General features: G+C 66.0%; 22 protein-coding genes. 18 read left to right on the top strand and 4 right to left on the bottom strand.

From position 1 onward, the window contains the following. Positions 1-99: 99 nt before the first annotated feature. The 9 genes from U1839_RS25320 to U1839_RS25280 all read left to right on the top strand — a co-directional run bounded on the left by U1839_RS25320 (position 100) and on the right by U1839_RS25280 (position 9,293). On the top strand, positions 100-1,788 hold the full coding sequence (locus U1839_RS25320) for a hypothetical protein (protein WP_332806336.1): 1,689 nt from the start codon (positions 100-102) through the stop codon (positions 1,786-1,788). A gap of 51 nt (positions 1,789-1,839) precedes the next feature. Further along, on the top strand, positions 1,840-2,799 hold the full coding sequence (locus U1839_RS25315; RefSeq protein WP_332806335.1) for an NAD-dependent epimerase/dehydratase family protein: 960 nt from the start codon (positions 1,840-1,842) through the stop codon (positions 2,797-2,799). A gap of 418 nt (positions 2,800-3,217) precedes the next feature. Further along, positions 3,218-4,654, top strand: a complete 1,437-nt coding sequence (gene leuC / locus U1839_RS25310) for a 3-isopropylmalate dehydratase large subunit (protein WP_332806334.1) — start codon at positions 3,218-3,220, stop codon at positions 4,652-4,654. A 108-nt stretch (positions 4,655-4,762) separates the two neighbouring features. Further along, positions 4,763-5,392: a 3-isopropylmalate dehydratase small subunit gene (gene leuD / locus U1839_RS25305; protein WP_332806333.1), complete on the top strand. Its 630-nt coding sequence runs from the start codon at positions 4,763-4,765 to the stop codon at positions 5,390-5,392. Continuing rightward, positions 5,355-6,356, top strand: coding sequence for an NADPH:quinone oxidoreductase family protein (locus tag U1839_RS25300; protein ID WP_332806332.1), 1,002 nt, complete (start codon positions 5,355-5,357; stop codon positions 6,354-6,356). The genes leuD and U1839_RS25300 overlap by 38 nt, the downstream gene beginning before the upstream one ends. A gap of 67 nt (positions 6,357-6,423) precedes the next feature. Then, the gene (locus tag U1839_RS25295; RefSeq protein ID WP_332806331.1) at positions 6,424-6,747 is read left to right on the top strand and encodes a DUF1476 domain-containing protein; all 324 of its coding nucleotides are present in this window, start codon (positions 6,424-6,426) and stop codon (positions 6,745-6,747) included. 5 nt (positions 6,748-6,752) lie between these two features. Then, the gene (locus U1839_RS25290) at positions 6,753-6,986 is read left to right on the top strand and encodes a BolA/IbaG family iron-sulfur metabolism protein (RefSeq protein ID WP_332806330.1); all 234 of its coding nucleotides are present in this window, start codon (positions 6,753-6,755) and stop codon (positions 6,984-6,986) included. 12 nt (positions 6,987-6,998) lie between these two features. Next, on the top strand, positions 6,999-7,310 hold the full coding sequence (gene grxD, locus U1839_RS25285) for a Grx4 family monothiol glutaredoxin (RefSeq protein WP_332806329.1): 312 nt from the start codon (positions 6,999-7,001) through the stop codon (positions 7,308-7,310). A 336-nt stretch (positions 7,311-7,646) separates the two neighbouring features. Continuing rightward, on the top strand, positions 7,647-9,293 hold the full coding sequence (locus tag U1839_RS25280; RefSeq protein ID WP_332806328.1) for a thiamine pyrophosphate-binding protein: 1,647 nt from the start codon (positions 7,647-7,649) through the stop codon (positions 9,291-9,293). Positions 9,294-9,356: 63 nt separating this feature from the next. Here the strand turns inward: U1839_RS25280 and U1839_RS25275 are convergent, their stop codons facing one another. Then, the gene (locus U1839_RS25275) at positions 9,357-9,527 is read right to left on the bottom strand and encodes a CsbD family protein (protein ID WP_332806327.1); all 171 of its coding nucleotides are present in this window, start codon (positions 9,525-9,527) and stop codon (positions 9,357-9,359) included. 98 nt (positions 9,528-9,625) lie between these two features. On the opposite strand from U1839_RS25275, the gene U1839_RS25270 reads away from it, so the two are divergent. Next, positions 9,626-10,177, top strand: coding sequence for a class I SAM-dependent methyltransferase (locus U1839_RS25270; RefSeq protein ID WP_332806326.1), 552 nt, complete (start codon positions 9,626-9,628; stop codon positions 10,175-10,177). Positions 10,178-10,181: 4 nt separating this feature from the next. On the opposite strand, the gene U1839_RS25265 is transcribed toward U1839_RS25270, so the two are convergent. Both U1839_RS25265 and thiS read right to left on the bottom strand, forming a co-directional pair. Next, on the bottom strand, positions 10,182-10,970 hold the full coding sequence (locus U1839_RS25265) for an alpha/beta hydrolase (RefSeq protein WP_332806325.1): 789 nt from the start codon (positions 10,968-10,970) through the stop codon (positions 10,182-10,184). After that, a complete protein-coding gene (gene thiS / locus U1839_RS25260) occupies positions 10,970-11,974 on the bottom strand; it encodes a sulfur carrier protein ThiS (RefSeq protein ID WP_332806324.1) in 1,005 nt (334 codons plus the stop codon). Before thiS ends, U1839_RS25265 begins: the two co-directional genes overlap by 1 nt. Before the next feature lie 151 nt (positions 11,975-12,125). Between thiS and aroQ the strand changes: the two genes are divergently transcribed. The 7 genes from aroQ (at position 12,126) to arsC (ending at position 17,795) form a co-directional block, all read left to right on the top strand. Next, complete coding sequence (gene aroQ / locus U1839_RS25255) at positions 12,126-12,560, top strand: type II 3-dehydroquinate dehydratase (RefSeq protein ID WP_281128593.1); 435 nt, start codon at positions 12,126-12,128, stop codon at positions 12,558-12,560. 35 nt (positions 12,561-12,595) lie between these two features. Next, a complete protein-coding gene (gene accB, locus U1839_RS25250) occupies positions 12,596-13,063 on the top strand; it encodes an acetyl-CoA carboxylase biotin carboxyl carrier protein (RefSeq protein ID WP_332806323.1) in 468 nt (155 codons plus the stop codon). 10 nt (positions 13,064-13,073) lie between these two features. Next, positions 13,074-14,426, top strand: a complete 1,353-nt coding sequence (gene accC / locus U1839_RS25245; protein ID WP_332806322.1) for an acetyl-CoA carboxylase biotin carboxylase subunit — start codon at positions 13,074-13,076, stop codon at positions 14,424-14,426. 121 nt (positions 14,427-14,547) lie between these two features. Beyond that, complete coding sequence (locus U1839_RS25240) at positions 14,548-15,528, top strand: alpha/beta fold hydrolase (protein WP_332806321.1); 981 nt, start codon at positions 14,548-14,550, stop codon at positions 15,526-15,528. 8 nt (positions 15,529-15,536) lie between these two features. Further along, complete coding sequence (locus U1839_RS25235; protein ID WP_332806320.1) at positions 15,537-16,202, top strand: hypothetical protein; 666 nt, start codon at positions 15,537-15,539, stop codon at positions 16,200-16,202. A 31-nt stretch (positions 16,203-16,233) separates the two neighbouring features. Next, the gene (locus tag U1839_RS25230; protein WP_332806319.1) at positions 16,234-17,460 is read left to right on the top strand and encodes an MFS transporter; all 1,227 of its coding nucleotides are present in this window, start codon (positions 16,234-16,236) and stop codon (positions 17,458-17,460) included. Continuing rightward, complete coding sequence (gene arsC, locus U1839_RS25225) at positions 17,457-17,795, top strand: arsenate reductase (glutaredoxin) (protein WP_332806318.1); 339 nt, start codon at positions 17,457-17,459, stop codon at positions 17,793-17,795. The genes U1839_RS25230 and arsC overlap by 4 nt, the downstream gene beginning before the upstream one ends. A gap of 32 nt (positions 17,796-17,827) precedes the next feature. On the opposite strand, the gene U1839_RS25220 is transcribed toward arsC, so the two are convergent. Beyond that, entirely contained in the window at positions 17,828-18,238 is a 411-nt protein-coding gene (locus U1839_RS25220; protein ID WP_332806317.1) for an endonuclease domain-containing protein, read from the bottom strand. Between the two features lie 153 nt (positions 18,239-18,391). Between U1839_RS25220 and purL the strand changes: the two genes are divergently transcribed. Further along, positions 18,392-20,608, top strand: coding sequence for a phosphoribosylformylglycinamidine synthase subunit PurL (purL, locus tag U1839_RS25215; RefSeq protein ID WP_332806316.1), 2,217 nt, complete (start codon positions 18,392-18,394; stop codon positions 20,606-20,608). The last annotated feature ends 235 nt before the right edge of the window (positions 20,609-20,843 follow it).

The raw sequence follows: 20,843 nt of genomic DNA, 5'->3' as shown, positions 1-20,843 counted from the left end.
TTAAGGCAGCTCCATTCTTCGTCGCTCATCAAACCACGGATCAAGGCAGCCTCCCAAAAGCCACCCTGAATCAGATACTGCCGCTATTGGGAATCCCCTTTGTCAACACGGCCTAGACTAAAGGTTGAACTGCTCAACTATCTTGTCGATTACGAAATCCCGGCGATCGTCGTCAGGTACGACGCAAGCTCAGACGTGCTCCGTTGGGCGTGGATATCGGCGATTAGAACTTGCGCACAGCTGTCTCCTAGCCAGAAGACCTTCACCCACCACTTCGCCGCAACCAGCATCTGGAATGACGATACGCCCGCGACAATCGAGCGCGCGTTGCGTGAACGGCGCGCGCTTGCAAACTTTCCAGCATCGTCAACGATGCCGATCCGACTGACTGTAGATGATACCGCTTCCGGCGCAGCATACGCGGCAGAGCGTGCGGTGCGGAGAATCGTGGTTGGCTCCGCCGGCACCCTCGTCGCTGCGGGCCGAAACCAAGCGCCGGTCGAACTCAATATCCGCGTCCGCGAGGGTTTCCTGAGCGTCGGGTTCGATCAGCTCACAAGCATGACTTTCGACATCGACACCGCCGATTCGGCGAAGATGGTCGCCGCGATCCTTTACGCAATGGCCTTCCTTTTCGCGCGGAAAAGGCTGGCCACTCATGCACGCGCGGCAGGCCGGGCTATCCTCGCTGGAAATCACGTCGCTGGACACCCGGACCTCACAGCCCGTGCCTCCTACGCGTTTGCCGACGACGGGATGGCACAGGCCGAACTCGCCATCCTCAACAATCTGCATATCGGGGATACGCTGTACTATCCGGTAGTACTCGCGAATCTGGTCAAGGCGGGCCAGCGCGACGGCGGGACAGAACCTGCCGAGCGTTTCCTTAACGCCGCGCTTGAAGCGACCGATGGCGATCCGTCCCAGGCAGCGGCGATCCATTACTCGACGGCGAACACTCTGCGCGCAAGGCGGCCATCGCGCGCACTTTTTCACTACAACCGCGCTCGACACCTTCGGCCAAGCTACCTGAAGGTCGATTATTTTCTGAACGAACTCGCCGGGACGCTTTTCAGGATTAAGAGGTATGGCTGCGCGGTGGAGGCATACTCTCGAGTTGTCCTAATCGCTCCAAGCCACCGGCTCCAGCTCTGCCTCGGTGACGCATTGCTTTACAGCGGCGACGTAGAGGCCGCCCTCGGCTGGTTCGAACTCGCCAGCAAGAGCGATGTCGCGCCTCTTATGGAGGAGGCGGTCGTCAAACTTGAGCTTAGTCGAATGCTCGTGGCATCTCACGGCCCCAACATTCCAACTGATTGGTCGCGCCCGATGGGCGACCTTCCTGCGGGTAGTGATGGACGCACCGCCTGGATCGAGCACCTGGCAACCATCAACGCGCTCGATCCGCTTGCGCATTTCAATCTCGGGGTCATTGACGCGAAAATCGGTGACGACGCGTCAGCGCTCGGTCACTTCGTCGCCTGCGCGATTGTGCAGCCTGGTGATATAGAGGCGTGGACGAACGCGATCATATCCGCCTTCCGGGACAAGCAAGCGGCGCTCGCGCTTACGTTGATACATCTCTCGATCCGTTTAGCCGGGCTCGATGCTTACGACGCTCTTCGTGCCAACCTGCTTGCGCAAGGCGGGAAACCAAGCCTGATCGCTGAACTAGACAAGGCCGCATTCGCCGCCGATGCCCGCCAATATCCGACGATTGTGCGTGGCGTGACACTACGCGTACTCGATGGGGACCGCGCCGAAGTTGTCGGGCAAAGCGATATATGAGCCACCCACCCCCCCATTCCCCAGCCACTCCCACCCCGCTAAACCACCCCCATGCGCATCCTCCTGACAGGCTCCTCCGGCTGGCTCGGCCGCTATCTCGCCCCGCTGCTCCGCGCCAACGGCTATGAAGTCACCGGCCTCGACGTCGCCCCCGGCTCCAACACCGACATCATCGGCACCGTCGCAGATCGCGCCCTCATCGACCGCCTGTTCGCCAAGCACCACTTCGAGGCCGTCATCCACGCCGGCGCGCTGCACAAGCCCGATATCGTGCGCCATCCGCGCCAGGCCTTCATCGACGTCAACACCGCCGGCACGCTCAACCTGCTCGAGGCGGCGGTGGCGGCCGGGGCGAGCCGCTTCGTCTTCACCTCGACCACCTCGCTGATGATCTCGAGCGTGACCCGCGAAGGGCTTGGCGACCGCGCGGTGTGGATCGACGAGACGCTCGCCCCGCTCGAGCCGCGCAACATCTATGGCATCACCAAGCTCGCCGCGGAACAACTCTGCCGCCTCGTCCATGCCGAGCACGGCCTGCCGGTGATGATACTGCGCACCAGCCGCTTCTTCCCCGAGGACGACGACACGCATCAGACGCTGTCGGGCGAAAATATGAAGGCCAACGAGCTGCTCCACCGCCGCCTGACGGTGGAGGATGCCGCGCAGGGCCATCTCGTCGCGCTGGAACGCGCACCGGGAATCGGTTTCGGCACCTTCATCCTGTCGGCGCCGACGCCGTTCGTCCCCGGTGACGCTGCCGCGCTCAAGGTCGATGCGCCCGCGGTGATCGCCCGCTACTTCCCCGACGCCGCCGCGCTTTATGCGCAGCAAGGCTGGACGCTGCCGGCCTCGATCGACCGCGTCTATGACGCCGGCCTCGCCGAGCGCGTGCTGGGCTTCCGCTGCCGGACGGACTTTGCGGCGACGCTCGCGGCGCTGCGGATCGGCGGCGCCCTGCCGGTGGCGCATGATGCGGGCTATGTTTCGCCGGTGCTCGCGCGCACGCCCTGAAGGCCCGCGCCCATTCAAGACGCGCTCGTTGCCGGCGTGATTCAACGCCGGGCGGAATCGGTCATGCCGGTGCCATGCACACACCCTCGCCCATCACCGCGCCCGATCACGCAACCAATCTCCCCCGCCACCGCGCGTCGCCTGTTCGCACCTGCTACGCCACCTGTTCAGCAGGTCGCGTCCACCTGCTCCGCCACCTGTTAAGTTGGATGACACGGACGATGGATTCAGCGCGCATATCGCTGATACTGCACAGGAACCGTGCAAAGCGCGCGCCGTCGCCCCTGCCAAAAAAAGACATTCACCTGTTAAGCAGGTCGGAACAGGTGAAACCGCGCCGCAACGCCACCGCAAACGCGCAACAAAATGCCGTACAGGGTTGCGATGCCGCATCATTCGGTCCAAGGCCGCGCGTGAAATGACCAGTCGCCCCCTCACCCTCTACGAGAAGATCTGGGCCGCGCATGTCGTCGAGAAACGCGACGACGGCACCTGCCTGATCTTCATCGATCGCCACCTCGTCCATGAGGTCACCAGCCCGCAGGCGTTCGATGGTTTGCGCGCCGCCGGCCGCACGGTGCGGCGCCCCGACCTCACGCTCGCCGTGCCCGACCACAACCTGCCGACCACGCCGCGCGTCGACGCCGCCGGGCGCGAGCTGCCGATCGCCGATCCGGAAAGCGCCGCGCAATTGAACGCGCTGCGCGCCAACGCGCCGGCTTACGGCATCGACTATATCGACGCGCTCGCGCCCGAGCAGGGCATCGTCCATGTCGTCGGCCCCGAACAGGGTTTCACCTTGCCCGGCACGACGCTCGTCTGCGGCGACAGCCACACCGCCGCGCATGGTGCGCTCGGCGCGCTGGCCTTCGGCATCGGCACGTCCGAGGTCGAGCATGTGCTGGCGACGCAGACGCTGCTGCTCACGCCCTCGAAGACGATGGAAGTGCGCATCGACGGCAAGCTCGGCCACGGCGTCTCGCCCAAGGATGTCGTGCTCGCGGTAATCGGCAAGATCGGCGCGTCGGGCGGCACCGGCCATGTCATCGAATATACCGGCGAGGTGATCCGCGCCATGTCGATCGAGGGGCGGCTGACCGTCGCCAACATGTCGATCGAGGCCGGCGCGCGCGCCGGGCTGGTCGCGCCCGACGACAAGACCTATGCCTATCTCAAGGGCCGCCCGATGGCGCCGAGCGGCGCCGAATGGGATGCCGCGCTGGCGTGGTGGAAGACGCTGCCGACCGATGCCGGCGCGCGTTATGACCGTGTCGTCACGCTCGACGCGGCCGACATCGCGCCCTCGTTGACCTGGGGCACCAGCCCCGAGGACGTGGTGCAGATCACCGATGTCGTGCCTGATCCGGAGAGCTTCGCCGATCCGTCGAAGCGCGCCGCGGCGCGCAAGTCGCTCGACTATATGGGGCTGACGCCGGGCACCGCGATGCGCGACGTGGCGATCGGCCATGTCTTCATCGGCAGCTGCACCAACAGCCGGATCGAGGATCTGCGCGCCGCCGCCGATGTCGCGCGCGGGCGCCATGTCGCTGCGGGCGTGCGTGCGCTGGTCGTGCCGGGCTCGGGGCTGGTCAAGCGCCAGGCAGAGGCCGAGGGGCTCGACCGCGTCTTTCTCGACGCCGGTTTCGAATGGCGCGAGCCCGGCTGTTCGATGTGTCTCGCGATGAACCCCGACAAGGTGCCGCCGGGCGAACGCTGCGCTTCCACTTCGAATCGCAATTTTGTAGGACGTCAGGGGCCGGGCGCCCGCACGCACCTGTTGTCGCCGGCGATGGCGGCGGCGGCGGCGGTTACCGGTCGGCTCGCCGATGTCCGCGAGCTGATGGGAGAGGAATGACATGAAGCGCGCCTTGACCTTGCTGATCATGGGTACCGTCCTCAGCGGCGTCGCCGCCTGGGCGATGACCGGCGCCCGCCCCGTCTCCGCGCAGACCACCGCGCAGCGATGAAGGCCGTCACCCGGGTCGCCGGCCGCGCCTATCCCTGGGGCGCCAAGAATGTCGACACCGACGTCATCATCCCGGCGCACTGGCTCAAGACCATCACGCGCTCGGGCCTCGGCCGCGGTGCGTTCGAGACGGTGCGCGCCGAGCCGGGCAACATCTTCGACGATCCGCGCCATGCCGGCGCGCCGATCCTCATCGCCGGCGACAATTTCGGCTGCGGCTCGAGCCGCGAGCATGCCGCCTGGGCGATCGCCGACATGGGCATCACCGCGGTCATCGCGCCGAGCTTCTCCGACATCTTTTCGGGCAATGCCTTCAAGAACGGTATCGTCACCGTCGTACTGCCGCAGGACGCGATCGACCGGCTGATCGAGGTGGCGCAGGACCAGCCGATCACCGTCGATCTCGAGACGATGACGGTCACCACCCCGTTTCAGGATCGCTTCCCGTTCGAGATGGATGCGTTTCGTCGCCAATGCCTGATGGAAGGGCTGGACGAGATCGGCCTGACGCTGGCAAGGGATACCGCGATTTCGAAATTCGAGGCGATGCTGCACGAGCAGCGCCCGTGGATCGAGCGAAGGAGCGGACATGAAGGGCTTGTTGTCGAAGGCGCCGGGCGGACCTGAAACACTAATTCTCGATGACCTGCCCGATCCGGTGGCAGGCCCGGGGCAAGTGGTGGTCGCGGTTCGGGCCTGTTCGATCAACTTCCCCGACGTGCTGATCATCGAGGACAAATATCAGTTCAAGCCGGCGCGTCCGTTCGCGCCCGGCGGCGAGATCGCTGGTCTGGTCGAGAGCGTCGGCGAGGGCGTCACCGCCTGGAAGCCGGGCGACCGCGTGATCGGCATGGTCGGCCATGGCGGGCTGGTCGAAAAGGTCGTGGTCGAGGCGACCAAGCTCTATCATCTGCCCGAGGGGCGCAGCTTCGCCGAGGGCGCGTCGCTGATCCTGACCTATGGCACGACGATCCACGCGCTGCTCGACCGCGGCCATCTGATCGAGGGCAACAACCTGCTGGTGCTCGGCGCGGCCGGCGGCGTGGGTCTTGCCGCGATCGAGCTCGGCAAGGCGTTCGGTGCCCGTGTCGTCGCCGCCGTCTCGTCCGAGGAGAAGGCCGCCGTCGCACGCGATGCCGGCGCCGATGAGACCATCGTCTATGGCCGCGCGCCGTTCGACAAGGAGCAGAGCAAGGCGCTCGCCGAGCAGTTCAAGGCCGCCGGCGGCCGCGAGGGCTTCGACGTGATCTACGATCCGGTCGGCGGCGACTATGCCGAGCCGGCGCTGCGCTCGATCGGCTGGGAAGGTCGCTACCTCGTCGTCGGTTTTCCCGCCGGCATCCCGCGCCTGCCGCTCAACCTGACCCTGCTCAAGAGCTGCGATGTGTGCGGCGTGTTCTGGGGCGCCTTCGCGGCGCGCGATCCACGCGCCAATGCCGCGCATATCGACCGGCTGTTCCGCTTGTGGAAGGACGGCAGGATCGCGCCGCGCGTCACCGAAATCTTCCCGCTCGCGCGCGGCGGCGACGCCATCGCCAAGATGGCGGCGCGCGGCGCGATCGGCAAGCTGGTGGTCGAGGTTTCGTCTTAACCCCTTCCCTATCGCGGGTCGGCGCCCTATCTCCACAGCGAGTTTTCAAGACCCATGGGGAGCCAGCATGACCACCTTCGACGATCGCGAACGCGGATTCGAGGCCAAGTTCGCGCATGACGAGGAGATGGCGTTCCGCGTCACCGCGCGCCGCAACCGCCTGCTCGGCGCCTGGGCCTCGGCCCTGATGAAGCTGACCCCCGAAGAGGCCGATGCCTATGCCAAGGCAGTGGTGCAGGCCGAATTCGAGGAAGCCGGCGACGAGGACGTCATCCGCAAGCTGTTCGGCGACCTGACCGCCGCCGGCGTCGAGGTCGACGATGCCGCGGTGCGGCGCGCGCTGGAGGAGCAGACCGTCGAGGCGCGCCGCCAGCTGATGGAAGTGAAGTAACGACAATGGCGATGGCAGCCACCGAGATCGAGGCGCTGATCGTAGCAGGCATTCCCGACGCCCGCGTCGAGATCACCGACTTGGCCGGCGACGGCGATCATTATGCCGCGCGTGTCGTCGCCGAGAGTTTTCGCGGCATCTCGCGCGTCGAGCGCACACGCCGGGTTTATGGCGCACTTGGCGGTCGGATGGGGGGCGTGTTGCACGCCCTCCAGCTTACCACCGCCGTGCCCGAGTAGAGGAGTATGACCATGACCGACGACGCCCAGACACGTATTGCCGACATCGTGAGCAAGAACGAGGTGGTGCTGTTCATGAAGGGCAGCCCGCTTTTCCCGCAATGCGGCTTTTCGAGCCGCGCGGTGGCGATCCTCAACCATCTCGAGGTCGAGTTCGACAGCGTCGACGTCCTGCAGGACCAGGGCGTTCGCCAGGGAATCAAGGAATTCTCCGACTGGCCGACCATCCCGCAGCTCTACGTGCACGGTGAGTTCGTCGGCGGCTCCGACATCATGATGGAGATGTACGAGAGCGGCGAGCTGGCCGAGCTTTTCAAGAACTGACGTTCATTGTGCTCCTGCAAAAGCAGGAGCGCAAGCCCACGAAAGACTACGCCCGCGACTCTGGATTCCTGCGCTCGCAGGAATGCGCTTTGGGTATGTGATGTCGGGAAAGGCCGGGGCGGACGGACCAGCGCGCGTTGGGAGCATCGCACCGGTCCGTCCTGCTGAAGCGTGAAACGCTCGGCATATCCCATATAGAGCAGGACGCGTGCCAGTTGGCACCAGTCACGCAATTCCGCGGATTTCGATGGTTAACGGCTCCGCCCCACACCGTCGCGATGTAAGATTTTCCGACAGATGTTGGCCTTCGCCGCCGCCCGGCTTAGGAAGCGCGTCATGACATCTCCCCGTACCGGCGGCCGCATCCTGGTCGATCAACTCGTCGCGCAAGGTTGCGACCGGATCTTCACCGTCCCCGGCGAGAGTTTCCTCGCCGTGCTCGACGCGCTCCACGACACGCCCGAGATCGACCTGGTGGTGTGCCGTCAGGAGGGCGGGGTCGGCTATATGGCTTGCGCCGATGGCGAGATGACCGGGCGCCCCGGCATTGCCTTCGTCACGCGCGGCCCCGGCGCGACCAACGCCTCGATCGGCGTCCATGTCGCGATGCAGGATTCGGTGCCGATGATCCTGTTCATCGGCGACGTCGATCGCGCCACGCGCGACCGCGAGGCCTTCCAGGAAATCAATTTCGAGGCGATGTTCACGCCCATCGCCAAATGGGCGGCGCGGATCGACGATGCGAAGCGCATCCCCGAATATGTCGCGCGCGCCTATGCCACGGCGCTGAGCGGGCGCCCGGGGCCGGTGGTGCTGGCGCTGCCCGAGGACATGCTGCTCGATGTCGTCGAGACGCTCGACCGGCCGCGTGTCGCGCGCGTCACCCAGGCGGCGAACCCGATCGAGATCTGCGCGCTTGGCGGGTTGCTGGGAGGTGCGCGCAACCCGGTCGCGATCGTCGGCGGTGCCGGCTGGGATGCGACCGCCTCGACGCTGTTCGGCGAATGGGCCGCGCGCTGTAACCTGCCGGTGATCTCCGCCTTCCGCCGCCAGGATGCCATTCCCAACAGCTCCCCGGTCTATGCCGGCAATCTCGGCTACGGCCCCAACCCGAAGGTCGTCCAGCGGATCAAGGACGCCGATGTGCTGCTCGTCGTCGGCGCGCGGCTCGGCGAGGCGACCACCGACGGTTATACGCTGGTCACGCCCGACCATCCGGGTCAGTTGCTCGTCCACGTCCATCCCGACCCGGTCGCGCTCGGCCAGGTCTATCGCACCGACCTCGCAATCTGCGCCGACATGGCGAGCTTCGCCGACGCGGTGCTGGCGATCGACACGCCCGAACCCGGTTTTGGCGGCGACGCGGCACATGCCGACTGGCTCGCCTGGTCGACCCCCGCGCCGCGCGGCGTGGCGCTCGACCTCGGGCAATGCGTCTTGGCGATGCGTGCCGCGCTGCCCGGCGACACGATCATCTGCAACGGCGCCGGCAATTATTCGGGCTGGTGGCATCGCTACTGGGCTTATGGCGCCAATGATTGCCAGCTGGCGCCGACCGCCGGGGCGATGGGTTATGGCGTGCCGGCGGCAACCGCCGCCGCATTGCGCCATCCCGGCCGCCAGGTCGTCGCGCTGGCCGGCGACGGGTGTTTCCTGATGAACGGGCAAGAACTCGCCACCGCCGTCGCGCATGATGCCGAGATGCTGGTGCTGGTGATCGACAATGGCGGCTATGGCACGATCCGCATGCACCAGGAGCGCGAGTTTCCGGGCCGCGTCTCGGGCACCGAACTCGCCAATCCCGATTTCGCCGCGCTCGGCCGCGCCTATGGCTGTTGGGCAGAGACGGTGGAGACGACCGAGCAGTTCGCCCCTGCCCTCGCCCGCGCGATGGGCGAGCGCGGCGTGCGGCTGTTGCATCTCAAGACCGATATCGATGTGACGACGCCGGCAACGACGCTGACCGCCATCCGCGCGCGGTAGACACGAAAAGGGCCGCTCCCAAACAGGAGCGGCCCTTCGCGCGACGAATGTCGCCTCAGATTGTCAGATGTCGTCGCCCAAGGCGCCCTTGATCTTGCCGATGGTCTGCTGGGCCTTGCCCTTGACCTCTTGGCCCGCGCCCTCGTCGCGCGTCGCGGGATCGTCGCTGTGCTGCTTGACCTTGCCGATCGCCTCGTTGACATTGCCTTTGATCTTGTCGGTGAGTTCACCCATGTCGAAACTCCTTGCTGTCGCGTCGGTACCGGGGGCTGGCACCTTCCACGCCCGCGTAAAGAACGATCGGACTTCCAACGGGTTCCGCGCGACGGCTGATGGTTGAACGCACCACGCCGATCACCGCCGGCGAGCGTCTCTGGCTCGACCGGCTCATGATGCCGCTACCGCGCGGCGCGACCATTCTCGATCTCGGCTGCGGCGGTGGCGAGCCGATCGACCGCTATCTCATCGATCATGGCTTCCAGATCGTCGGGATCGACCATCGTACCCCGTTGATCGATCTGGCGTGCACGCGCTTCCCGCGCCAGCGCTGGTTACTCGGCGACATGCGCACGATCGTACTCGACGAGCAATTTGCCGCCGTGCTGGCATGGCAAAGCCTGCACCTGCTCTCCTCCACCGACCAGGCGACAATGGCGCAGCTTGCTGCGGCATGGCTCAAGCCCGGCGGGCGGTTGCTGTTCAGCGCACTGCCCGCCGATGAGGGTGATCTCGACGGCTTCCGCCCGGGGTCGCGCTTTCGTGAAAACCTCAGCGCCACCGACTATAGCGGCGCGCTAACCGCCCAGGGTTTGATCGAGATGGCGCATGTCGAAATCGACCGCGCGTGCAACGGCGCGGGGGTCTGGCTGGTCCGCAAACCGTAAGCCCCTAACGTGCGACCTTGGCGAGGAACGCGAGCACCGCGCGCCAGTTCGCCTCGGCGCCTTTCGGGTTCTTCGCCGCGATCAAGGTCGATGAGCCATGGACGCCGGCGGTCGGGACATATTGCTGCGCCTTGCCACCCGGGACCGCGCCGGCGATCGCTTTGGCGGCAGCGATCTCGTCAGGCTTGCTCGCCGAGGTGACGAACACCGGCACTGTTACGTCCGCCGCGGCTTGCTCGACCAATTGTTTGTCGGCGAAATACTCGCCGGGCGAAAAGGCCAAGATCGCCCGGACCACGCCCGGATTTGCGGCGGCGAGCGGGAAGACCAGCGATGACGAGTAGCTGCTCCCCCACAGGATGACGGGCAGCTTCTGCGATTGCGCCCAGTTGAGCGCGGTCTGCAGATCCTGTTGCGCCTCGAGATAATCGGGTGTGCGGGTCAGCGCGGCGGCGGTTTCATTGACGCCGTAAAGGTTGCCGCCCGCGCGCGCATCGACCGCCAGCGCGCTATAGCCCGCCGACGCCAGTCGCGGCGCGATCGTGGCATATTCGTCCTTGCTCGATCCCGCCTGGTGGAACAGCAGGATCAGCGCCTTGGGCTTCTGCGCGTCGTAGCGTCGCGCGAACACGGTCAAGCCGTCGCCTGCGCGAAAGGTCATCGCGACGGGAACAGCGACGGCCGCGGTCGCCGCCGCGGTCGCGGCGGCGCCGGTGGGGGCTGCCGTCTTTCCGGCTGGTGACTGACCGCAGCCGGCGAGCAGGAGCGCGCAGAGCAGAGGTGCGGCGCGCATCAGATCAGCCCCGCGAGCGGGCTCGACGGGTCGGCATAGCGCCGCTTGCCCATGCGGCCGGCGAGATAGGCGAGTCGCCCGCTTTCGACCCCGAGCTTCATTGCACGCGCCATCATGATCGGGTCCTTGGCCTCGGCGATCGCGGTGTTCATCAGCACGCCGTCGCAGCCGAGTTCCATCGCTGCCGCCGCGTCCGACGCAGTACCGACGCCGGCATCGACCAGCACGGGCACGCTGGCGCCCTCGACGATCAGCCGGATCGTCACCTGGTTCTGGATGCCGAGGCCCGAGCCGATCGGCGCGCCGAGCGGCATGATCGCGACGGCGCCGACATTCTCCAGCCGCTTCGCCGCGATCGGATCGTCGACGCAATAGACCATCGGCTTGAAGCCTTCATTGGCGAGGATCTCGCAGGCGCGCAACGTCTCGACCATATCGGGATAGAGCGTCTTGGCCTCACCCAGCACCTCCAGCTTGACGAGATCCCAGCCGCCAGCCTCGCGCGCCAGCCGCAAGGTGCGGATCGCATCCTCGGCGGTGAAGCAGCCGGCGGTGTTGGGCAGGTAGGTGATTCGCTTCGGGTCGATGAAGTCGGTCAACATCGGTGCGCCCGGATCGGTCACGTTGACGCGCCTTACCGCGACGGTGACGATCTCGGCGCCCGAAGCCTCGACCGCGGCGGCGTTCTGCGCGAAATCCTTGTACTTGCCGGTGCCGACGATCAGCCGCGAGCGAAAGGTCTTGCCCGCGACGGTCCAGCTGTCGTCAGCCAGCGTCGCGACATGATCGCCCCCGCCGACGAAATGGACGATCTCGAGCTCGTCGCCATCCTCGACCATCACCTGGCCGAGCGTGGAGCGCGGGACGACCGACAGGTTGCGCTCGACCGCGACCTTTTCCGGGTTGAGGCCGAGATCTGACGCCAGCGCGGCGAGGCTGAGCCCCGCCGCGACGCGGCGATGCTCGCCATTGATCATGATCGAGACGGTTCCGTCGCTATGCATTCGCCAACCTTTTTCGTTCGCCCCGCGCGATGTCGAGAAGCGCGTACCGGAATATGCCGCAAGATACGTGTCTCGACTTCGCTCGACACGAACGGCTAGAAAGCGCAGCAGATATGGCGTTCGTTCCCGCGTCGCAACCGAAAGGCCCGACTTGCCCGATACGATATTCGTCCTCAACGGCCCGAACCTCAACCTGCTGGGCACGCGCGAGCCGGAAATCTACGGTTCGGACACGCTCGACGACATTGCCGGCCTGCTCGAGGACCGCGCGCGCGAGCTCGATCTGGAGATCGACATGCGCCAGTCGAATCACGAAGGCCATCTGGTCGACTGGCTGCATGAGGCACAGGCGATGGGCGCCAGGGCCGTGCTGCTCAATGCCGGCGCCTTCACCCATACGTCGATCGCGCTGCACGATGCGATCAAGAGCATCCGCACGCCGGTGATCGAGGTGCATCTATCAAACCCACACAAGCGCGAATCCTTTCGTCACATCAGCTTCGTTGGCCAGGCGGCGAAGGGAACCGTCGCCGGGTTCGGCGCGCTTTCCTATCTGCTGGCGCTTGAAGCGGCGTCGCGCTTCTGACAGGACGCGCGCCCAACAAGGGAGAACAAGGTCGCATGACCGACAAAGAACATTCCAGCGCGATGCAGGTCGATATCGACCTGGTCCGCCAACTCGCCGAGATGCTCGATGCGACGGCACTGACCGAGATCGAGGTCGAGCATGGCGATCGTCGTATCCGCGTTGCGCGCAAAGCTGCCAGCGTGAGTGCGCCGGTGAGTTATGCACCAGCTGCCGCCGCGCCGGCCGCCGTTGCCGCACCGACCGAGGCTGCCCCGCCCGCAACCAGCGCCAATGCGGTGAAGTCACCGATGGTCGGCACCGTCTATCTTTCGGCCGACCCAAGCGCCGCGCCCTTCGTCAGCGTCGGCGCACGCGTCGCGGCCGGCGACACGCTGCTGATCGTCGAGGCGATGAAGGTGATGAACCCGATCGTCGCGCCGTCCGCCGGCACGGTGAAGGCCGTGCTGGTCGAGAACGGCCAGCCGGTCGAGTTCGACCAACCGCTCGTCGTCGTCGAATAACGGCCCCGACATGGCTGAGATCAAGAAGCTGCTGATCGCCAATCGCGGCGAGATCGCGCTGCGCATCCATCGCGCGTGCCACGAAATGGGCATCAAGACGGTCGCGGTGCACTCCACCGCCGACACCGAGGCGATGCATGTGCGCCTCGCCGACGAGGCGATCTGCATCGGCCCCCCCTCGGCGACCGAGAGTTATCTCAACATCCCCAACATCATCTCGGCGGCGGAAATCTCCAACGCCGATGCGATCCATCCCGGCTATGGTTTTCTCAGCGAGAATGCCAAGTTCGCCGACATCGTCGAGGCGCATGACCTGATCTTCGTCGGGCCCAAGCCCGAGCATATCCGCACGATGGGCGACAAGGTCGAGGCCAAGCGCACCGCCGGCGCGCTCGGCCTGCCGCTGGTGCCGGGATCCGATGGCGCGATCAGCGATGTCGCCGACGCCAAGAAGCTGGCCGCCGAGATCGGCTATCCGGTGATCATCAAGGCCGCCTCGGGTGGCGGTGGGCGCGGCATGAAGGTCGTCAACGACCCCGAGCATCTCGAAACGCAGATGCAGCAGGCCGGCAGCGAGGCCAAGGCGGCGTTCGGCGACGCGACCGTCTACATGGAAAAATATCTCGGCAACCCGCGCCACATCGAATTCCAGGTGTTCGGCGACGGCCAGGGCAATGCGATCCATCTCGGCGAGCGCGACTGCTCACTACAACGCCGCCACCAGAAAGTGCTCGAAGAAGCACCCTCCCCCGTCATCACGCCCAACGAGCGCGAGCGGATGGGCGGGATCGTCGCGCGGGCGATGGCCGACATGGGCTATCGCGGCGCGGGGACGATCGAGTTCCTGTGGGAAGACGGCGAATTCTACTTCATCGAGATGAACACCCGGCTGCAGGTCGAGCATCCGGTGACCGAGGCGATTACCGGGCTCGATCTCGTGCGCGAGCAGATCCGCATCGCCGAGGGGCATCCGCTGACGCTGCGCCAGGAAGACGTGCAGTTTCGCGGCCATGCGATCGAGTGCCGCATCAATGCCGAGGACCCGAGAACCTTCGCGCCCTCGCCCGGGCTGGTGAAACAATATCACGCCCCCGGCGGCATGAACGTGCGCGTCGATAGCGGGCTCTATGCTGGCTACAAGGTGCCACCCTATTACGACAGCATGATCGCCAAGCTGATCGTCTACGGTACCACCCGCCAGGGCGCGATCCGCCGGCTGCGTCGTGCGCTGGAGGAGTTCGTCATCGAGGGGATGAAAACGACGATCCCGCTGCACCAGGCGCTGATCGAGGATCCTGAGTTTCTCGAGGGCAAATACACGATCAAGTGGCTCGAGGAGTGGCTGGCCAGGCAGGAGCCGTAACGCCAGTTACCGTCATCCCGGCGCAAGTCGGGATCTCCCGGTGATGGCGCGCGCCCTTGCCGTATGAGACCCCGGCTTTCGCTGGGGTGACGGAATGAAGGCGACATAACGGGGGGAAGGCATGATACGCAGGATCATCGGCTGGGTCGCGCTCATCATCGGCATCGCCTTCGGCGCGCTGCTGCTGTTCGGTCGCACGCCCGACACCGATCCGGCCGCGATGCGCGCCAAATATGGCGCCCCGCCCTCGCAGTTCGTCGTTATTGGCGATGGCCTGACGATGCATGTTCGCGACACCGGCCCACGCGATGCCCCGGCGATCGTGCTGCTGCACGGTTCGAATTCGTCGCTGCAGACGTGGGACGAATGGGCGGCGCGGCTGGACAAAAAGTGGCGCGTCATCCGTTTCGACCTGCCGGGCCATGGGCTGACCGGCCCGCACCCGAAGCGCGACTATAGCGCCGCCGGGTTCGATGAGGCGGTCGATCGCGTCACGCGCAAGCTCGGCGTCGAAGGCTTCGCGCTGGCGGGCAATTCGATGGGCGGCTGGGTCGCCTGGACCTATGCCGCGACGCATCCCGAGCGCGTGTCGCGGCTGATCCTGGTCGATGCGGCCGGTGCGCCCGGATCGACAAAGCGGTCGCTGCCGATCGGTTTTCGCATTGCGCAAACTCCCGTGCTGCGCGACCTCACCAAAATCATCACGCCGCGCAGCGTGATCGAACAGAGCCTGCACCAGTCGGTGTCGAACCAGGCGATCGCCACGCCTGCGGCGGTCGATCGCTACTGGGAGCTGCTGCGTTACCCCGGCAATCGCCAGGCGACGATCGACCGTTTCTCCACGCGCCAGCCGCCCGCCACGCCCGCCGCCATGGCGCGGCTCACCATGCCGGTGCTGATCCTGTGGGGCGCGGAAGACAAGCTCATCCCGCTCGCCTCGGGCAAGTGGTTTGCGGCGCATATCCCGGGCAGCCGGCTGACCGTCTACCCGCATATCGGCCATGTACCGATGGAGGAAGCGGCCGACGCCAGCGCCGCCGACGTCGATGCCTTTCTGCAACAGGGACAGACCGCGACGAAGCCCGCCACCGCCAGGGAGTAGGTTCAGCCATGTTCATCGGCCATTACGCGCCCGCCTTCATCGCCGCGACATCGCGGCGTTCGCCGAAACTCGGCACGCTGTTCGTCGCCGCGCAGCTGATCGACATCAGCTTCTTCTCGCTGCTGCTGCTCGGGGTCGAGCATCTCCGGCTCGTGCCGGGTGCGACGAAGATGAACCCGATGGACCTGTACGATATGCCATGGGACCATAGCCTGGTCGGCGCGCTCGGCTGGGCGCTGGGTTTCGGCCTGATCATCCGGCTGCTTGGCCGCGACTGGACGGCGGCGGCGATCGGCGCGACATTGGTGCTGTCGCACTGGTTCATCGACCTGCTCGTCCACCGGCCCGACCTGACCATCGCCGGCCGCCCGCCGCTGCTCGGCCTGGGGCTGTGGAACCACCCCGCGATCGAGATCCCGCTCGAACTGCTGTTCGCCTTTGGCGGGCTGTGGTGGTTCGTCTCGCGGACCCGCGCGTACGGCGCTGCGGGGCGCTGGTCGCCGGTCGCGCTGGCGTTCGGCATGGCGGCGTTGCAGGCGTTCAACTGGCTCTCGCCGCAACCGACCGCCATTATCGACCCCGCCCCGGCATCGACCGGCGCGCTCGGCCTGTTCGCTTATGGTCTGCTCAGCCTGCTCGCCTGGTGGGTGGCGCGGACGCGGCAATTGTCCTAGCCCCGTCATTCGTCAACCGGGGGGAGACTTTATGGGGCTGGTCGAAACGCTTAGGTCGCTGACGGGATCGCAACGCAGCGCGATCTGGGCGAGTTATCTCGGCTGGACGCTCGATGCGTTCGACTTCTTCCTGCTGGTGTTCATGTTCAAGGCGATCGGCGCGGAATTCCATGCCGAGACCGAGACCGTGCTCGAACTGGGCTTTCTGACGCTCGCCGCGCGGCCGTTCGGCGCCTTTTTCTTCGGCTGGCTCGCCGACCGCTATGGCCGCCGCCCGGTGATGATGGCGGTGATCCTGCTTTTCTCCTTCTTCTCCTTCGCGTCGGGTTTTGCGACGAGCCTGCCGATGCTGTTCGTCATTCGCGGCCTGTTCGGTTTCGCGATGGGCGGCGAATGGGGCATCGGCGCGAGCCTCGTGATGGAAAGTGTGCCCGCCCGCCTGCGCGGCCCAGTGTCCGGCCTGCTGCAATCGGGCTACCCGTCGGGCTTCTTCCTCGCCAGCCTGACCTATTATCTGTTCTTCGATCATATCGGTTGGCGCGGCATGTTCATGGTCGGCATCGCGCCGGCGATCCTCGTCTTCCTGATCCGCCTGCACGTCGATGAAAGCCCGGCGTTCGAAAAGCGTCGGGCGCAGCGCAAACCCAACCCGTTCGCCGAACTGGCGAAGAACTGGAGGATCGCGCTCTACCTCGTCGTGCTGATGACGGCATTCAACTTCTTCAGCCACGGCACGCAGGACACCTATCCGCTGTTTCTGCAAAAGCAGCATGGCTTCGACACGCACACCACCGGCATGCTGACCATCGTGATGAACATCGGCGCGATCATCGGTGGCATCAGCTTCGGCTTCTGGTCGGAGCATATCGGGCGCAAGCGCGCGATCATCATTGCGGCGCTGCTGGCGCTGCCGTTCATCCCGCTCTGGGCGTTCAGCACCACGCCGCTGATGCTCGGCGTCGGCGCCTTCTTCATGCAGGTCGCTGTGCAGGGCGCCTGGGGCATCGTACCGGTGCACCTCAACGAACTGTCGCCGGCGCTGGTGCGCGGCATGTTCCCCGGCTTCGCCTATCAGCTCGGCAACCTCATCGCCTCGCGCAACGGCCCGTTGCAGGGCTGGATCGCCAAGACGCATGACGGCAATTACGGGCTCGCGCTCGCACTGGTCGCGGGGGTGACGGTGGTCGTGCTGGTGATCTGGACGGCGATCGGGCCGGAGCGGCGCGACGTCGATTTCGTGGCGGAGGCGGACGCGTGAAGGCGACGATCTGGCACAATCCGCGCTGCTCCAAGTCGCGTCAGGCATTGGCGATCCTCAGCGAGACGCCCGGCGTGGAGGTCGAGATTGTCGAATATCTCAAACACCCCCCGCCCCGCGCCAAACTCGCCGCGCTCTACGCCCGCGCCGGGATGACGCCGCGCGAAGGGCTCCGCACGGGCGAGGACGGCGCCAAGGCGCTGAAGGGCGCGACCGACGACGCGATCCTCGACGCGATGGCGGCCGACCCGATCCTCATCGAGCGCCCGCTGGTCGAGACCGACAAGGGCGTGCGGCTGGGGCGACCGCCGGAGAAGGTGCGGGAGATTCTTTAGGTCCACGACCGACGCTGGCGGAAAGCTGGCATTCACGGGGAACGCGGTGTTCTTCTTCTCCCCTCCCTTCCAGGGAGGGGCTGGGGGTGGGTGCCGCCGAGACACTCGGCGGCTTCCGACAGAATGTGCTGGGCGGCGCCCTCTGGGTTGGCCATCACGTCCGAGTTCCAGAGCCGTATGATCCGCCAACCGAGACGCTCAAGATAAACTGAGCGCCGCTGATCCGCTGTCACTTGATCGAAATGCTGGCTCCCATCGAACTCTACGCCGAGCCGCGCCTGACGGCACGCCAGATCGATGATGAACGGTGGCACCACCAACTGGCGAGTAAAGGCCGGCCGATAACGTGAGACCAGATGCCAGATCGCCCGTTCGGCAGGCGTCGGATTGTTGCGCAGCTCGCGCGCCCGTCGCGTGAGTTCAGGATCGATGCGATGGCGCATGTCGGGAGGGTAGAATGGCTCGCTGCGCTCGCCAACCCACCCCCAGCCCCTCCCTTGCAGGGAGGGGAGCAGAATTCGCGCACACGCAGGGCGAGGCAAATTTGCGCGCCATCGCACTAGCCCCCTCGCCCGGCCCCCGCTAAGGGCTGCGGCATGAGCCAGATCACCCCTGAGATCGTCGCCCAGCACGGCCTGTCCCCGGAAGAATATGAGCGTGTGCTGCACGCCATGGGGCGTGAGCCCAACCTGACCGAGCTCGGCATCTTCTCGGTCATGTGGTCGGAGCATTGCTCGTACAAATCCTCGCGCATCCATCTCAAGAAGCTGCCGACCACCGGCCCGCAGGTGATCTGCGGCCCGGGCGAGAATGCCGGCGTGGTCGATATCGGCGACGGCCAGGCGGCGATCTTCAAGATGGAGAGCCACAACCATCCGTCCTATATCGAGCCTTACCAGGGCGCGGCGACGGGCGTCGGCGGGATCCTGCGCGACGTCTTCACAATGGGCGCGCGCCCGGTCGCCAACATGAATGCGCTGCGCTTCGGCCGGCCCGAGCACCCCAAGATGCGCCACCTGATCGCCGGCGTGGTCCATGGCATTGGCGGCTATGGCAATTGCGTCGGCGTGCCGACGGTCGGCGGCGAGGTCAATTTCCACAAGGCCTATGACGGCAACATCCTGGTCAACGCGATGACCGTCGGCGTCGCCGAGACGAACAAGATCTTCTATTCGGCCGCCTCGGGCATCGGCAACTCGATCGTCTATGTCGGCTCGAAGACCGGGCGCGACGGCATTCACGGCGCGACCATGGCCTCGGCCGATTTCTCCGAGGATTCCGAAGAGAAGCGCCCGACCGTGCAGGTCGGCGATCCGTTCACCGAAAAGCTGCTGATCGAGGCGTGCCTCGAGCTGATGGCGTCGGACGCGATCGTCGCGATCCAGGACATGGGCGCTGCCGGCCTGACCTCCTCCTCGGTCGAGATGGCGTCCAAGGGCGGCGTAGGCATCCAGCTCGACATGGACACGGTGCCGTGCCGCGAAACCGGCATGACACCCTACGAGATGATGCTGAGTGAGAGCCAGGAGCGCATGCTCATGGTGCTCAAGCCCGGCCGCGAGGATTTTGCCGAAGCCATCTTCAGGAAGTGGGAGCTCGATTTCGCGGTCATCGGCCACGTCACCGATACGGGCCGCATGGTGCTGACCTTCAAGGGCGAGACCGTCGCCGACATCCCGCTCGGCCCGCTCGCCGACGATGCGCCGGCCTATGACCGGCCGTGGGTGAAGACCCCGCCCCCGGCGCCGCTGAGCGACGTGCCCGAGACGACCGACATCGCCGCCGACCTGCTCAAGCTGATGGGCTCGCCCGACATCGCCTCGCGGCGCTGGATCTGGGAGCAATATGATTACAGCGTCGGCGCCGACACGGTGCAGCGCCCCGGCGGCGACGCCGCGGTCGTCCGTGTCCATGGCACGAACAAGGGCCTGGCGATTACCACCGACTGCACCCCGCGCTATTGCTTCGCCGACCCGTATGAGGGCGGCAAGCAGGCGATCGCCGAAGCGTATCGCAACCTCTGCGCGGTCGGCGCGACTCCGCTCGCCACCACCGACTGCATGAATTTCGGCAACCCGCAGCGGCCCGAGATCATGGGCCAGTTCGTCGGCTGCATCGAGGGCATGGCCGAGGCGTGCAGCGCGCTCGACTTCCCGATCGTCAGCGGCAACGTGTCGCTCTACAACGAGACCAAGAATGACGACGGCAGCGGCAGCGCGATCCTGCCGACGCCCGCGATCGGCGCGATCGGGCTGCTCGCCGACTGGTCGAAAAGCGCAACGATCGCTTTCAAGGGCACCGGCGACGTCATCGTGTTGATCGGCACGCGCAGCGGGCATCTCGGCCAGTCGCTCTGGCTGCGCGAGGTTCATGGCCGCGAGGAAGGCCCACCGCCGCCGGTCGATCTCGCGGCCGAACGCCGCACCGGCGAATTCGTGCGCGGCGCGATCGCCTCGGGCGCGCTGACAGCGGTGCACGACGTGTCCGATGGCGGCGTCGCGGTGGCGATCGCCGAGATGGCGCTGGCCGGCGGCTATGGCGCGATGCTTCACGCGCCGCTGCCGTGCGGCGTCGCCTGCTCGCTGTTCGGCGAGGACCAGGGGCTCTACATTGCGACGATCGCCGACTATGCGCTGCTCGACACGCTGGTCGCCGCCGGTGCCGCCGACGTCGAGGTCGAGCGGATCGGCCGGACGATTGCCGACCGGCTGATCTTCGAACTGCCCGACGATGATCACGTCGTGACGCTCGCGCAACTGCGTGCCGCGCATGAGGGTTTCTTCCCCGCGCTGATGGGCGACACGATCGCCTAAAGCATCGTGCAGAAAATCTGACCTGTTTCGTCGCGTTTCTCTCTACTTCCCCGGCGAAGGCCGGGGCCCAGTTGGGAAACAGCGATAATTTGCGTTGCGGCTGATTATTTCCGACATACCGACTGGGCCCCGGCCTTCGTGTTTAGACCGGAGACAAGGTAGACACCTGTTCGGGGACATGGTGGACGGATTTGACGATGTTTTGTCGCAGGTCGACCTGCGACAAAACATGTCG

This window comes from Parasphingomonas halimpatiens, assembly GCF_036663795.1.
Lineage (GTDB): Bacteria > Pseudomonadota > Alphaproteobacteria > Sphingomonadales > Sphingomonadaceae > Sphingomonas.
The sequence above is the reverse complement of the archived record's forward strand: the minus strand, read 5'-3'. Positions and strand labels throughout refer to the sequence as shown.